Origin of the sequence: Microbacterium sp. MYb54, assembly GCF_002979515.1 — a bacterium.
In the GTDB taxonomy this organism is placed as follows: Bacteria; Actinomycetota; Actinomycetes; order Actinomycetales; family Microbacteriaceae; genus Microbacterium.
The window spans coordinates 235,333-249,442 of record NZ_PCPA01000004.1 but is presented as its reverse complement, the minus strand read 5'-3'; the positions used below and the strand labels follow the sequence as shown (position 1 = coordinate 249,442).

Sequence of the window (14,110 nt, the reverse complement as noted above, 5' to 3'; positions counted from 1 at the left end):
CTACGCCTCGATAGGAGCTGCAGGGTCGAGGAAACGGTCGTATCCCTCGTTCTCCAGCCGGTCTGCGAGCTCCGGGCCGCCTTCTTCGACGATCTTGCCCGCGACGACGACGTGGACGAAGTCGGGGCGGATGTAGCGGAGGATGCGCGTGTAGTGCGTGATCAGCAGCACACCGAGTCCCGTGGACTCCTTCGCGCGGTTGACACCCTCGGAGACGATCTTCAGCGCATCGACGTCGAGACCGGAGTCGGTCTCGTCGAGGATGGCGAACTTCGGCTTCAGCACCTCGAGCTGGAGGATCTCGTGGCGCTTCTTCTCGCCGCCGGAGAATCCCTCGTTGACGTTGCGCTGCGCGAACTTCGGGTCCATGCGCAGGTTCGACATGGCCGACTTGACGTCCTTGGTCCAGCCGCGGATCGCCGGCGCTTCGCCGTCGAGTGCCGTCTTGGCCGTTCGGAGGAAGTTCGTCACGGTGACACCCGGGATCTCGACCGGGTACTGCATCGCGAGGAAGAGGCCCGCGCGAGCACGCTCGTCGACGCTCATCGCCAGGACGTCCTGGCCGTCGAACGTGATGGAACCGGAGACCACCGTGTACTTGGGGTGACCTGCGATCGTGTAGGCCAGCGTCGACTTGCCCGACCCGTTCGGGCCCATGATGGCGTGGGTCTCACCGGTGTTCATGGTGAGGTTGATTCCGTTGAGGATCGGGGTGGTCCCCGCCTCGGTCTCGACCGTCACATGCAGGTCGCGGATCTCGAGAACAGACATTCTTCAGACTTCCTTAATCACAGTCGGATCAATGAGCACGTCATCGCCGTCGATCTGGACGACGTAGACAGGGACGGGCTCATATGCGGGGAGATTCTGGGGCTTGCCGGTGAGCAGCGAGAAGGCGGAGCCGTGTGCCCAGCACTCCACCGTGTCGCCTTCCACGAAGCCCTCGGACAGCGAGATTTCGCCGTGGGTGCAGGTGTCGCCGATGGCGTGGATGACGCCTTCACCGTCTTTGATCACCGTGATGGGCACGCCGCTCGGCTCGACACGCAACGGCATGTCCTGCTCGAGATCGGCGACTCCGCAGACGCGCTCGGCGGTCATGCACTCACCTCGGCGAGCTCCGTCTCGATCGCCGACAGCAGCTCGGTCTCGAGGGCGGGGATGCCGAGGCGCTGCACGATGTCGGTGAGGAATCCGAGCACGACGAGTCGTCGAGCCTCTTCCTCGGTGATGCCGCGCGCCTGCAGGTAGAACAACTGCTCGTCGTCGAAACGACCGGTGGCACTCGCGTGCCCTGCGCCGAGGATGTCGCCGGTCTCGATCTCGAGGTTCGGGATCGAGTCGGCGCGTGCGCCTTCAGTGAGCACCAGGTTGCGGTTCGCCTCGTAGGAGTCGGTGCCGGTCGCGTCGGCGCCGATGAGCACGTCGCCGATCCAGACGCTGTGCGCGCCCTGTCCCTGCAGCGCACCCTTGTAGAGGACGTCGCCCTTGGTGTGCGGTCCCTTGTGGTGCAGGTAGACCTGACTCTCGAGGTGCTGCCCTGCGTCTGCATAGGACAACCCGTACAGATAGCCCTCGGAACCTGCTCCCGCGAGCTCGACGTTCGGGTTCACACGAACGACGCCACCGCCGAAGCTGACCACGAAGTGCTTGAGAGTCGCGTCCGCGCCGACCCGTGCCTGGTGAGCGGCCGCATGCACCGCGTCATCCGCCCACTGCTGCAGGCTGATGACCGTGAGCTTGGCACCGTCACGCACGATGATCTCGACGTTCTGCGCGTACTGTGCGGAACCCGTGTGCTGGAGCACGACGGTCGCGGAGCTGTGCTCGAGAGCTTCGATCACGATGTGGGCGTCGGCACGGCGATCCGCACCGAGACCCGCGATGGAGATGAAGACCGGCTCGGCGACCTCTTCTTCACGCGGGATGCGCACATGGAGCGCCTCGGCGCTTCCCTGCCATGCAACGGCCGCCGTCACGTCTTCCGCGAGGAAGATCTCGCCACGGGGGGCCGCACCGACGGCGAGCGGCTCGGCGATGTACTGCTCCCCCGCGCTGTACGTGTAGCTGACGCCGTCGTTCGGCGACGCCACCTCGAACAGCGAGGTGAGCTGAGCGACCGGCGTGTGCTTCCAGTTGACCTCGCGCCCCGTGGGGGCACCGAAGTCGGCGGGCTCGAAGGAGTGCGGTCGCTCCGAGCGGGTCTGGACGGGGACGAACCCCGCGGCGGCGACCTGCGCCGCCGGGTCGATGTGTGCGCCCGCGGGCGCGTTGCTGTTCTGCGCCTCGGCAGGCGCTGTCGTAGCGGCGGTCACTAGCCGACCGATCCTTCCATGCCCATCTCGATGAGCTTGTTCAGTTCCATCGCGTATTCCATCGGGAGCTCACGGGCGATCGGCTCGATGAAGCCGCGCACGATCATCGCCATCGCCTCGTCCTCGGGCATGCCACGGGACTGCAGGTAGAACAGCTGCTCCTCGCTCACCTTCGAGACCGTGGCCTCGTGCCCGAGCTGCACGTCGTCGACGCGGATGTCGATCGCCGGGTAGGTGTCGGAGCGGGACTTGGTGTCGACCAGCAGTGCATCACAGCGCACGGTGTTGGCGGAGTGGTGCGCCGCGGCGTCCACTCGCACCTCACCGCGGTAGCCGGCGCGTCCGCCACCGCGAGCGATCGACTTCGAGACGATCGACGACTGCGTGTAGGGCGCCATGTGGATCATCTTGGCGCCGGCGTCCTGGTGCTGACCGGGGCCGGCGAAGGCGACGGAGAGCGTCTCGCCCTTGGCGTGCTCGCCCATCAGGTAGATGGACGGGTACTTCATCGTCACCTTGGAGCCGATGTTGCCGTCGACCCACTCCATGGTCGCGCCCTCGTATGCCACGGCGCGTTTGGTGACCAGGTTGTAGACGTTGTTCGACCAGTTCTGGATCGTCGTGTACCGAACGCGGGCGTTCTTCTTCACGATGATCTCGACGACTGCCGAGTGCAGGGAGTCCGACTTGTAGATCGGGGCGGTGCAGCCCTCGATGTAGTGGACGTAGCTGTCCTCGTCGGCGATGATCAGCGTCCGCTCGAACTGACCCATGTTCTCGGTGTTGATGCGGAAGTACGCCTGCAGCGGGATCTCGACGTGCACGCCCTTGGGGACGTAGACGAACGAGCCGCCCGACCATACGGCCGTGTTCAGCGCCGCGAACTTGTTGTCGCCGGCGGGGATGACCGAGCCGAAGTACTCCTCGAAGAACTCGGGGTGCTCGCGGAGCGCCGTGTCGGTGTCCATGAAGATGACACCCTGCTGCTCCAGATCTTCACGGATCTGGTGGTAGACGACCTCGGACTCGTACTGAGCCGCGACGCCGGCCACGAGCCGCTGACGCTCTGCCTCGGGGATGCCGAGGCGCTCGTAGGTCTCGCGGATCTCAGCGGGAAGGTCTTCCCACGTCTGCGCCTGCTTCTCGGTGGAGCGGACGAAGTATTTGATGTTGTCGAAGTCGATCTCGCTGAGGTCTGCACCCCAGGTCGGCATCGGCTTGCGCCCGAAGAGCTGGTATCCCTTGAGACGGGTCTTCAGCATCCATTCGGGTTCGTTCTTGAGCGCCGAGATTCCGCGGACGACCTCTTCAGAGATACCGCGTTTCGCGAGGGCACCAGCGGCATCTTCATCGTGCCAGCCGAACTCGTACACCCCCAGACCATCAAGCTCCGGGCGGTCGATCAGTACATCCGACATCCAACACTCTCCTCACAGGTCCCAAACGGTGTCATCCGCCCCGACACACCTGATCCCCGTCGAGTCTGCGGGAGCGGGTGCCGTTGGTGGGCCCTCATCACCGGCGCTTCCATCGCGCCTAAACTGTTGACGATGCTTCAGCGCTGTCAGCGCTCATCGCAACAATCCGATTCTACAGGTTCCGCCTGACAGACGGGCCATGCCCGCCACGTCGTGCGCGGTCCGGAGGACTTATGCCCGAGACGATGATCCCCGCCTCCTCTACGACGCGAACGGTTGCCCCTCGTTCCGCGGTGTGGGCGCGCGCGTTGACGATCTTCGCGTGGTTGTCGTTCATCAGCGAGACCATCATCATCGGCACCGGCGGCGCTGTGCGCCTCACCGGGTCCGGACTCGGATGCTCGGACTGGCCGCTGTGCACACCGGACTCCCTGGTGCCGATCCTCGAGGTGCAGGGCATCCACGGGATCATCGAGTTCGGTAACCGTCTGATGACGGGCGTGGTCGGCATCATCGCCCTGGCTGTCGTGCTCCTGGTCCTACACCTGTTCAGCGGCAAGCGCGGACTGGTCAACGCGCTCTGGTTCGCCGCCGGCGGCATCGTCGCAGCCGGCGTCGCGTATGCGATCGCGGCGCCTTTCCACGTCCCCGCCTTCCCCATCGCCTCCGGCGTGCTCCTGATCGCAGTCATCGCGGCGGCCGTGCACTCCGTTCGAACCTCGCCGGACCGGCGCGACCTGGTGCTGCTCGCCTGGCTCACGCTCATCGGTGTGGTCGCGCAGGCGCTCGTCGGTGGCATCACGGTGCTGACCGGCCTGAACCCCTTCATCGTGGGGTTCCACTACACATCGTCGTTGCTGCTCGTCTGCATCACTGCTGCCTTCCTCGTGCGGCTGAAAGCAACGCCCGGACCGCGTGAACGCGCCGTTCCCGCATGGTTCGCTGCCGTCACCCACGTGACCGGACTCGCGCTCGCAGTGACGATCGTGTTCGGCGTGCTGACCACCGGATCAGGACCGCACTCCGGCGACGCCGACGTGCTGCGCCACGGCTTCGACGCGACGGTGCTCGCGCACGTGCATTCCTGGCCGGGCTACATCCTCGCCGCGCTCGTCCTCTTCCTGACGATCTCGGCCTGGGTTCTCCGCCTGGAACCGCGGCGCTGGCTGCTCGTCCTGGTGCTCGCGATCCTGGTGCAGGTCGGTGTCGGCATCTGGCAGGCCCGCGAGGGGCTCCCCCCGTTGCTCGTCGGCATCCACATGGTTCTGGCCTCGCTCTCGGCGGCCACGTACACGGTCGTGGTGCTGCATCTGAAGCGCCCGGTCGGCACAGACGACTAAGGTCACACAGTCGATCCATAGCTCGCGCATCGCGGACTCATCAGAGCGTCCGAGAAGGTGGGCGACATGAACAAGTCACTCTCACGAAGCATCGGATTCTGGCTCCTCCTCGTCGTCTCCCTCGCCGCCACGGCAGTCGGCGGCTGGCTCGTCTCCGGTCAGATCGGCTCGATGTCGGCGAAGATCCTCGATCAGACAGCCACCGGAGTCGACGTGTACGTCGGCCCGTCGATCATCGTCGTGGGTACCGGCGTGCTCACTGCCGGAATCATCGGCGTTCTGTTGTCGCTGGCGCTCGTCGCTGCACGCGCCCTCGTTCCCACACCCGCCCCGGCTGTCGTCGAGGCGATCGACTGGACGGTCGAAGCCGAAGAGAACCAGGTGCCGGTCGGGACCGCACAGGCATCGGACGTTGCCGCCGACGCCGACGTCGACGCCGCCACGAACACCGCTGTCACGAACGCCGCTGCCGACACAAAGGGCGTCGCCGCCGAAACGGACGAGACGGCACCCACGATCACACGCAACTGAACAAATGCGTGAGCCGGAGCGGCGTCGAGAAATCGGCGCCGCTCCGTCGTTTTCAGAACGGAAGCAGCGGGTCGACCGCGACCGCGACGAAGATCAACGTCAGGTAGGTGATCGAGGCGTGGAACACACGCATCGGGCGCGGCTCGGTTCCGTGCACCGCCCGGTTGTACAGGCGGTGCGACTCGTAGATGAACCAACCGCCGAACACCGCGGCGGAGACCGTGTACACGAGCCCCATGTTCGCGATCGGCACCAGCAGGAGCGAGCAGGCCACGGTCGCCCAGGCGTAGAGGATCACCTGGAGGCCGACCTGCGAAGCGTTGCGAGTGACGCCCAGCATCGGAACGTCGACGTCTTCGTAGTCGTCCCGGTACTTCATCGACAGCGGCCAGTAGTGCGGCGGCGTCCAGAGGAACACGAGGAGGAAGAGGATGAAGGCCGGCCAGCCGAGCGACCCGGTGACGGCGGACCAGCCGATGAGCACCGGGAAACAACCCGCGATGCCGCCCCAGATGATGTTCTGCTCGGTGCGGCGCTTGAGGATCATCGTGTAGATCACGACGTAGAAGAAGATCGCCGCCGCCGACAGCGCGGCTGTGAGCCAGTTGGTCGTGGCCAGCAGCCAGACCGTCGAGACGACGGCGAGCGTCCACGAGAAGATCAGCGCACCGCCGGGGCTGACCTCGCCGGTGACCAGCGGCCGATTCTCGGTGCGGTGCATGTGCGCGTCGATGTCGCGATCGAGGTACATGTTGAACGAGGCGGCGGAACCGGCACTCAAGGAACCGCCGATGACGGTCGCGAGCACCAGCCAGAGGTTGGGCAGCCCACCCTGCGCCAGGAACATCACGGGAACCGTGGAGACGAGCAGCAGCTCGAGCACGCGCGGCTTGGTGAGTGTGACGTAAGCCTTCACCGTGCGACCGATGGACGACTTCCTCACGGTCTGATCAGACATCGTCGAGATCTCGATCGCCTCCTCCGCACGTGTGACCGGACAACCTCTCCAGTGTATGACACGGGATGACCTCTTCCGGCTCGCGGGCCCGCGTAGCGCAACTCCCGTCACCGCTATGCTGAAACCACTCGCGCGCCCGGCGATGTGCACACTCTCCGTGATGATGCGGATGCGCCAGGGAATACGGGCGCCCTCGAAACTGTCGGAAAGGGCATGAACGTGTCGGAATTGCAGTGGGATGAGATCGATCGGCGCGCGGTGGACACCGCTCGAATCCTGGCGGCTGACGCCGTGGAGAAGGTCGGTAACGGTCACCCCGGCACGGCAATGAGCCTCGCTCCTGCCGCGTACGTCCTCTACCAGCGAGTGCTGCGGCACGACCCCACCGACACCGACTGGCTCGGACGGGACCGATTCATCCTGTCGGTCGGGCACTCCTCCCTCACCCAGTACGTCGAGCTCTACCTCGGCGGCTTCGGTCTCGAGCTCGACGATCTCAAGGCGCTGCGCACCTGGGGCTCGCTCACGCCCGGCCACCCGGAGTACGGCCACACCAAGGGCGTCGAGATCACGACCGGCCCCCTTGGCCAGGGTCTCGCGTCGGCGGTGGGCTTCGCCTACGCGGCACGGTACGAGCGTGGCCTCTTCGATCCCGAGGCCGCAGCGGGCACCAGCCCGTTCGACCACTTCGTGTACGTGATCGCCGGCGACGGCGACCTCCAGGAGGGCGTGACCAGCGAGGCTTCGTCGCTTGCCGGCCACCAGCAGCTCGGAAACCTGATCGCGATCTACGACTCGAACCAGATCTCGATCGAGGACGACACGAACGTCGCCTTCACCGAAGACGTCGCGAAGCGCTACGAGTCGTACGGCTGGCAGGTACAGGTCGTCGACTGGAAGAAGACCGGCGAGTACGTCGAAGACGTCGCCGAGCTGAACGCCGCGATCGAGGCAGCTCAGGGCGAGACCTCTAAGCCGTCGCTCATCATCCTCAAGACCATCATCGGCTGGCCGTCGCCTGGCAAGCAGAACTCCGGCAAGATCCACGGCTCAGCCCTCGGCGCCGACGAGCTGGCCGCGACGAAGAAGGTCCTCGGCTTCGACCCGGAGCAGAGCTTCGTGGTCGCCGACGACGTCATCGCGCACACCCGCGGCCTCGCCGCACGCGCCGCCGAGGTTCGCGCCACCTGGCAGAAGTCGTTCGACGCCTGGGCCGCAGCGAACCCCGAGAAGAAGGCTCTGCTCGACCGCCTCGAGGCGCAGGAGCTCCCCTCCGACATCACGAGCGCACTTCCGGTCTTCGAGTCCGGCAAGGAGGTGTCGACCCGTGCCGCATCCGGCCAGGTCATCAACGCCCTCGCTGCGGAACTGCCGGAACTGTGGGGCGGTTCTGCAGACCTCGCCGAGTCGAACCTCACCACCATCAAGGGTGCGCCGTCGTTCATCCCCGCCGAGTGGTCGACCCACGAGTGGTCGGGCAACCCCTACGGCCGGGTGCTGCACTTCGGCATCCGCGAGCACGCCATGGGCGCGATCATCAACGGCATCGTGCTGCACGGACCCACCCGCGCGTTCGGCGGAACCTTCCTCATCTTCAGCGACTACATGCGCCCGTCAGTGCGTCTCGCCGCGCTCATGAACGTGCCGAGCATCTTCGTCTGGACGCACGACTCGGTCGCCCTCGGCGAGGACGGCCCGACCCACCAGCCGATCGAGCAGCTCGCGACGCTTCGCGCGATCCCGAACTTCTCGGTCGTGCGCCCTGCCGACGCGAACGAGACGGCCGCGACCTGGCTCGAGATCCTCCGCCGCCACGAGGGCCCGACGGGTATCGCTCTGACCCGCCAGAACATCCCGGTGTTCGAGCGTGGCGAAGGTGCAGCCTCTGGTGACGTCTTCGCTTCGGCGGACAACGCGGCCAAGGGTGCGTACGTGCTCGCCGAGGCACCGAGCGGCTCGCCGGACGTCATCATCATCGCCACCGGTTCCGAAGTGCAGCTCGCAGTCAACGCCCGCGAGACGCTGGCCGCCGAGGGTGTGAACGTCCGTGTCGTCTCTGCCCCTTCGCTGGAGTGGTTCGACGAGCAGGACACGGCGTACCGCGAGAGCGTGCTGCCGGCATCCGTCACCGCCCGCGTATCGGTCGAGGCCGGTTCCGTACTCACCTGGCGTGGCATCGTGGGCGACCGCGGCCGCTCGGTCGGCATCGACCACTTCGGCGCCTCCGCCGACTACAAGACCCTCTTCGAGAAGTTCGGCATCACCACCGAGGCCGTCATCGCGGCCGCCCGCGAGACAATCGCGGCCAACAGCACCAAGGAGAACGCATGAGCACCCCTACCGAACAGCTCGCCGCCGCCGGCGTCAGCATCTGGCTCGACGACCTCTCCCGCACACGGATCTCGTCCGGCAACCTCGCCGACCTGATCTCGTCGCGCAACGTCGTGGGTGTCACGACCAACCCGACGATCTTCGCGAACGCGATCACCGACAAGAACGACACGTCGTACGACGCTCAGGTGACCGAGCTCGCCGCCTCCGGTGCGACCGCCGAGGAAGCGGTATTCGCCGCCACCACGCAGGACGTCGCCGCAGCACTCGACGTGTTCCGTCCCGTCTGGGAAGCCTCGAACCACGTCGACGGTCGTGTCTCGATCGAGGTCTCCCCCGACCTGGCGCATGACACCGCCGGCACCGTGGCTCAGGCCAAGGAGCTGTGGGCCAAGGTCGACCGCCCGAACCTCCTCGTGAAGATTCCCGCGACGAAGGCCGGCCTTCCGGCCATCGCCGAGGCGATCGGGGCCGGCATCAGTGTCAACGTCACGCTGATCTTCAGCCTGGAGCGCTACGCCGAGGTCATCGAGGCGTACCTCACCGGTCTCGAGACGGCGAAGGCCGCGGGTATCGACCTGTCGACCATCCACTCCGTCGCCTCGTTCTTCGTTTCTCGCGTCGACACCGAGACCGACAAGCGCCTCACCGCGATCGGCACGGATGTCGCCGAGGCGCTCAAGAGCAAAGCTGGCCTGGCCAACGCACGCCTCGCCTACGAGCTGTTCGAGCAGACGTTCGCCGGAGACCGTGCCAAGGCGCTGATCGGCTCCGGAGCGAACCCCCAGCGCCCGCTGTGGGCTTCGACCGGTGTCAAGGACCCCGCGCTCCCCGACACCCTGTACGTCACCGAGCTCGTGGCCCAGGGCGTCGTCAACACGATGCCCGAGAAGACCCTCGAGGCGACCTTCGACCATGGCGTCGTCACCGGCGACACCATCACGGGCGGCTACGAAGAGGCCCGGGCCGTCTTCGCCGGCATCGCCGAGGTCGGCATCGACTTCGCCGACGTCACCCAGGTTCTGGAGGACGAGGGCGTCGCGAAGTTCATCGATTCGTGGCACGACCTGCTGAGCCAGGTCGCCGAAGGTCTGGAGTCGCAGCGATGACCTTCTCGATCCACACCTCCGGAGCGGCCCGCGCCGCGATCGACGAGACGGTGCCCAGTCTCGTCCACGACCTGATCGCCTCGCGTATCACCGGTGGGGACGCGACCCTCTGGGGTCCCGCAGCCGAGGCTGAGGCCACCGTCCGGCTCGGATGGGTCGAAGCCGTGTCGGTTTCCCGTCCGCTGGTCGCCGAGATCGTCGCGCTGCGTGCCGATCTGAACGCCAAGGGCGTCACACGCGTCGTGCTCGCGGGAATGGGCGGCTCCTCGCTCGCTCCCGAGGTGATCGCACAGACCGCCGGGGTGCCGTTGACGATCCTCGACTCGACCGCTCCCGGCCAGGTGCTCGCAGCGCTCGACGAGGGCCTCACCGACACCGTCCTGGTCGTGTCGTCGAAGTCGGGATCCACCGTCGAAACCGACTCCCAGCGCCGCACGTTCGAGGCCGCGTTCCGTGACCTCGGAATCGACCCGGTCGAGCGCATCGTGGTCGTCACCGACCCGGGCTCCCCGCTCGACGTCTCGGCTCGTGAGGCGGGATACCGCGTCTTCAACGCCGACCCCAACGTCGGAGGGCGCTACTCGGCCCTCACCGCCTTCGGTCTGGTGCCTTCAGGCCTCGCCGGCGTCGACATCGATGAACTGCTGAACGAGGCAGAGGCCTCGTCGCTCGAGGTCGCCATCGACTCGGCTGAGAACCCGGCCCTCCGTCTGGGTGCGGCCATCGCCGCGACGAACCCGCGGCGCGACAAGCTGGGCCTGATCACCGACGGGACGCACATCAAGGGTCTCCCCGACTGGATCGAGCAGCTCATCGCCGAATCCACCGGCAAGGACGGCACCGGAATCCTCCCGGTCGTGCTGCTCCCGGTCTCCCCCGAGCTCGACCCTGTGCCGGCCGACCTGCAGATCGTCCGTCTGGTCGACGACGCGAACGAGTTCCACCTGCACGAGCGTCATGAGGGCGAGATTCTCGTCAGCGGCACGCTCGGCGCCCAGCTCATCGTGTGGGAGTACGCCACGGCGATCGCCGGTCATCTGCTCCGCATCAACCCGTTCGATCAGCCCGACGTCGAGTCGGCGAAGATCGCCGCCCGCGGACTCCTCGACGCCCGCCCGGAGCCGACCGCTCCGGCCTTCGTCGAGAACGGAGTCGAGGTGCGCGTGTCGGATCCGGCACTGGCCGCCTCGGGCAACGTCGAAGGCGTGCTCGATGCACTCTGGGCGCAGCTCCCTGCAGACGGCTATGTGTCGATCCAGGCATATGTCAACCGGCTCGAGGTGCCGCAGCTCCAGGGCCTGCGCGAACTCGTCGCGGCGGACTCGGGTCGTCCGACCACGTTCGGATGGGGACCACGGTTCCTGCACTCGACCGGCCAGTACCACAAGGGCGGCCCCGCGCAGGGCGTGTTCCTGCAGATCCTGGAGCGCACCGAGGTCGACCTCGAGATCCCGGACCGTCCCTTCACCTTCGGGCAGCTCATCCAGGCTCAGGCCGCGGGTGACGCCGCTGTGCTCGCCGAGCACGGCCGCCCCGTCGTCACGCTGACGATCACCGAGTCCTCGGACGACGTGCTCGCTCTCTTCGAAGCCGCACAGAAGTAACAGCAGGAGAATCCCCCACTGATGTCTGTTCCCATCTCGCGCGGGCACAACCCGCTGCGTGACCCCGATGACCGCCGTCTCAACCGGATCGCCGGGCCCAGCGCCCTCGTGATCTTCGGCGTCACCGGAGACCTGTCACGCAAGAAGCTGATGCCCGCGGTCTACGACCTCGCAAACCGTGGCCTGCTCCCACCGGGGTTCGCCCTGGTCGGGTTCGCCCGCCGGGACTGGGAAGACCAGGACTTCGCACAGGTGGTCTACGACGCTGTCAAGGAACACGCTCGTACGCCGTTCCGCGAGGAGACGTGGACCCAGCTGCTGCAGGGCATCCGCTTCGTCTCCGGCGAGTTCGACAATCCCGACTCGTTCCGCAAGCTCCGCGAGACCATCGAGAAGCTCGACATCGAACGCGGCACCATGGGCAACCACGCGTTCTACCTGTCGATCCCGCCGAAGGACTTCCCGCTGGTGGCCAAGCAGCTGAAGGACTCCGGCCTCGTCGGCGAGAACAGCGACGATGACGAGCGCTGGCGTCGCGTCGTGATCGAGAAGCCGTTCGGGCACGACCTCGAATCCGCGCGGGCACTCAACGCCGCGCTCGAGGTCGCCTTCCCGGCCGACTCGATCTTCCGCATCGATCACTACCTCGGCAAGGAGACGGTCCAGAACATCCTGGCTCTGCGCTTCGCCAACGAGCTGTACGAACCGATCTGGAACCGCAACTACGTCGACCACGTGCAGATCACCATGGCCGAGGACATCGGTGTGGGTGGGCGCGCGGGCTACTACGACGGCATCGGTGCGGCGCGCGACGTGATCCAGAACCACCTGCTGCAACTGCTCGCACTCACCGCGATGGAAGAGCCGATCAGCCTCTCGGCGGAGCACCTGCGCGCAGAGAAGGAGAAGGTCCTCGCGGCGGTGCACGTTCCGGACGACCTCTCACTCGCCACCGCGCGCGGTCAGTATGCGGGTGGATGGCAGGGCGGCGAGAAGGTCACCGGCTTCCTCGACGAGGAGGGGATGAACCCCGAGTCGACCACCGAGACCTACGCTGCGATCAAACTCGAGATCGACACGCGCCGCTGGGCGGACGTGCCGTTCTACCTGCGCACAGGCAAGCGTCTCGGACGCCGCGTGACGGAGATCGCCGTGGTCTTCAAGCGCGCTCCCCAGCACCTCTTCGGTCGCGGGAACGCCTCGGAGCTCGGCCAGAATGCACTCGTCATCCGCGTCCAGCCGGACGAGGGCGTCACGATCCGCTTCGGCTCGAAGGTGCCGGGCAGCGGCAGCAACGTCCGTGACGTCACGATGGACTTCGGATACGGTCACGCCTTCACCGAGGCGAGCCCTGAGGCCTACGAGCGTCTGATCCTCGACGTGCTCCTCGGCGACCCGCCGCTGTTCCCGCGTCACGAGGAGGTCGAGCTCTCCTGGAAGATCCTCGACCCGGTGGAGAAGTACTGGGCGGCCGTCGGTGGTCCAGTGGAGCAGTACGCACCCGGTTCGTGGGGTCCGGCATCCGCCGATGACCTCTTGGCCCGCGACGGACGAGTCTGGAGACGCCCGTGATCATCGACCTTCCCGACACGACGGTCAGTCAGGTCGCCAAGCAGCTCGTCAAGGTGCGCGAAGAGGGCGGCGCGGTCGCACTCGGCCGCGTGCTCACGCTCGTGATCTCGGCACGCAACGGCGTCGCCGAAGCTGCGATCGACGCTGCCAATGATGCATCGCGCGAGCACCCGATGCGCGTCATCGTGATCACGACAGGCGACGGCGAGTCCCGCCTCGACGCGCAGATCCGCGTCGGTGGCGACGCCGGCGCCAGCGAGGTCGTCGTCCTTCGCGCCTTCGGCGATGCCGCCAGCAACGAGGAGAGTCTGATCACCGGGCTCCTCCTGCCGGATGCTCCGGTCGTCGCCTGGTGGCCCGAAGCCGCTCCCGTGGCCCCTGCCCAGTCGCCGCTCGGCAAGATCGCCCAGCGGCGCATCACCGATGCGGCCACGGCGACCGATGTGCGTGATCGTCTCGCCCTTCTCGGCGAGACCCACGCCCCCGGAGACACGGACCTGGCGTGGACGCGTCTGACGCACTGGCGGGAGCAGCTCGCCGCCGTCCTCGACCAGCCGCCGTACGAGCCGATCACCGGTGTCGAGGTGCGCGGTGCTGCGGCGTCACCGTCCACCGCGCTGCTGGCGGCCTGGCTGCAGATGGCGCTGGAGGTGCCGGTGCGCTGGAGGTACGAAGACCCCGAGCACTGGGAAGAGGGCATCAAGTCGGTGCGTCTGACTCGTGAGTCCGGTGACATCCTGCTGGAGCGTCCGACGCCCGGCGTCGCCGTGCTCACCCAGCCCGGCCAGCCGAACCACGACCTGCACCTGCCCCGGCGCACTCTTCGCGAGTGCCTCGCTGAGGAGCTGCGCCGACTCGACCCCGACGTCCTGTACGGTCGAGTGATCACCGAGGGCTGGGAGAAGCTGGGTCCGCCCGAGACTGGAGAGTGA

General features: G+C 66.8%; 12 protein-coding genes. 7 read left to right on the top strand and 5 right to left on the bottom strand.

Annotated features, from left to right (window positions below; all coding sequences use genetic code 11):
• Genes sufC through sufB form a run of 4 tightly spaced genes read right to left on the bottom strand, consistent with a single transcriptional unit; the run spans position 1 to position 3,733 of the window.
• Positions 1–771, bottom strand: coding sequence for a Fe-S cluster assembly ATPase SufC (sufC, locus tag CQ040_RS06770; protein ID WP_028501689.1), 771 nt, complete (start codon positions 769–771; stop codon positions 1–3).
• A gap of 3 nt (positions 772–774) precedes the next feature.
• Positions 775–1,101 carry a non-heme iron oxygenase ferredoxin subunit gene (locus tag CQ040_RS06765; RefSeq protein ID WP_028501688.1) on the bottom strand — a complete coding sequence of 109 codons (327 nt, stop codon included), beginning with the start codon at positions 1,099–1,101 and terminating at the stop codon, positions 775–777.
• The gene (gene sufD / locus CQ040_RS06760) at positions 1,098–2,315 is read right to left on the bottom strand and encodes a Fe-S cluster assembly protein SufD (protein WP_105525848.1); all 1,218 of its coding nucleotides are present in this window, start codon (positions 2,313–2,315) and stop codon (positions 1,098–1,100) included. The genes CQ040_RS06765 and sufD overlap by 4 nt, the downstream gene beginning before the upstream one ends.
• Positions 2,315–3,733: a Fe-S cluster assembly protein SufB gene (gene sufB / locus CQ040_RS06755; protein ID WP_028501686.1), complete on the bottom strand. Its 1,419-nt coding sequence runs from the start codon at positions 3,731–3,733 to the stop codon at positions 2,315–2,317. Before sufB ends, sufD begins: the two co-directional genes overlap by 1 nt.
• Positions 3,734–3,966: 233 nt before the next feature.
• On the opposite strand from sufB, the gene CQ040_RS06750 reads away from it, so the two are divergent.
• Entirely contained in the window at positions 3,967–5,073 is a 1,107-nt protein-coding gene (locus tag CQ040_RS06750) for a heme A synthase (RefSeq protein ID WP_105525847.1), read from the top strand.
• A 66-nt stretch (positions 5,074–5,139) separates the two neighbouring features.
• Complete coding sequence (locus tag CQ040_RS06745; protein ID WP_258131179.1) at positions 5,140–5,604, top strand: hypothetical protein; 465 nt, start codon at positions 5,140–5,142, stop codon at positions 5,602–5,604.
• Positions 5,605–5,656: 52 nt separating this feature from the next.
• Here the strand turns inward: CQ040_RS06745 and CQ040_RS06740 are convergent, their stop codons facing one another.
• A complete protein-coding gene (locus tag CQ040_RS06740; protein WP_105525846.1) occupies positions 5,657–6,562 on the bottom strand; it encodes a heme o synthase in 906 nt (301 codons plus the stop codon).
• Between the two features lie 219 nt (positions 6,563–6,781).
• On the opposite strand from CQ040_RS06740, the gene tkt reads away from it, so the two are divergent.
• Genes tkt through CQ040_RS06715 form a run of 5 tightly spaced genes read left to right on the top strand, consistent with a single transcriptional unit; the run spans position 6,782 to position 14,110 of the window.
• Positions 6,782–8,893 carry a transketolase gene (gene tkt, locus CQ040_RS06735; protein WP_105525929.1) on the top strand — a complete coding sequence of 704 codons (2,112 nt, stop codon included), beginning with the start codon at positions 6,782–6,784 and terminating at the stop codon, positions 8,891–8,893.
• The gene (gene tal / locus CQ040_RS06730; protein ID WP_105525845.1) at positions 8,890–10,002 is read left to right on the top strand and encodes a transaldolase; all 1,113 of its coding nucleotides are present in this window, start codon (positions 8,890–8,892) and stop codon (positions 10,000–10,002) included. Before tkt ends, tal begins: the two co-directional genes overlap by 4 nt.
• Positions 9,999–11,606, top strand: a complete 1,608-nt coding sequence (locus CQ040_RS06725) for a glucose-6-phosphate isomerase (protein ID WP_105525844.1) — start codon at positions 9,999–10,001, stop codon at positions 11,604–11,606. Before tal ends, CQ040_RS06725 begins: the two co-directional genes overlap by 4 nt.
• Before the next feature lie 21 nt (positions 11,607–11,627).
• The gene (zwf, locus tag CQ040_RS06720) at positions 11,628–13,178 is read left to right on the top strand and encodes a glucose-6-phosphate dehydrogenase (RefSeq protein WP_105525843.1); all 1,551 of its coding nucleotides are present in this window, start codon (positions 11,628–11,630) and stop codon (positions 13,176–13,178) included.
• Entirely contained in the window at positions 13,175–14,110 is a 936-nt protein-coding gene (locus tag CQ040_RS06715) for a glucose-6-phosphate dehydrogenase assembly protein OpcA (protein WP_105525842.1), read from the top strand. The genes zwf and CQ040_RS06715 overlap by 4 nt, the downstream gene beginning before the upstream one ends.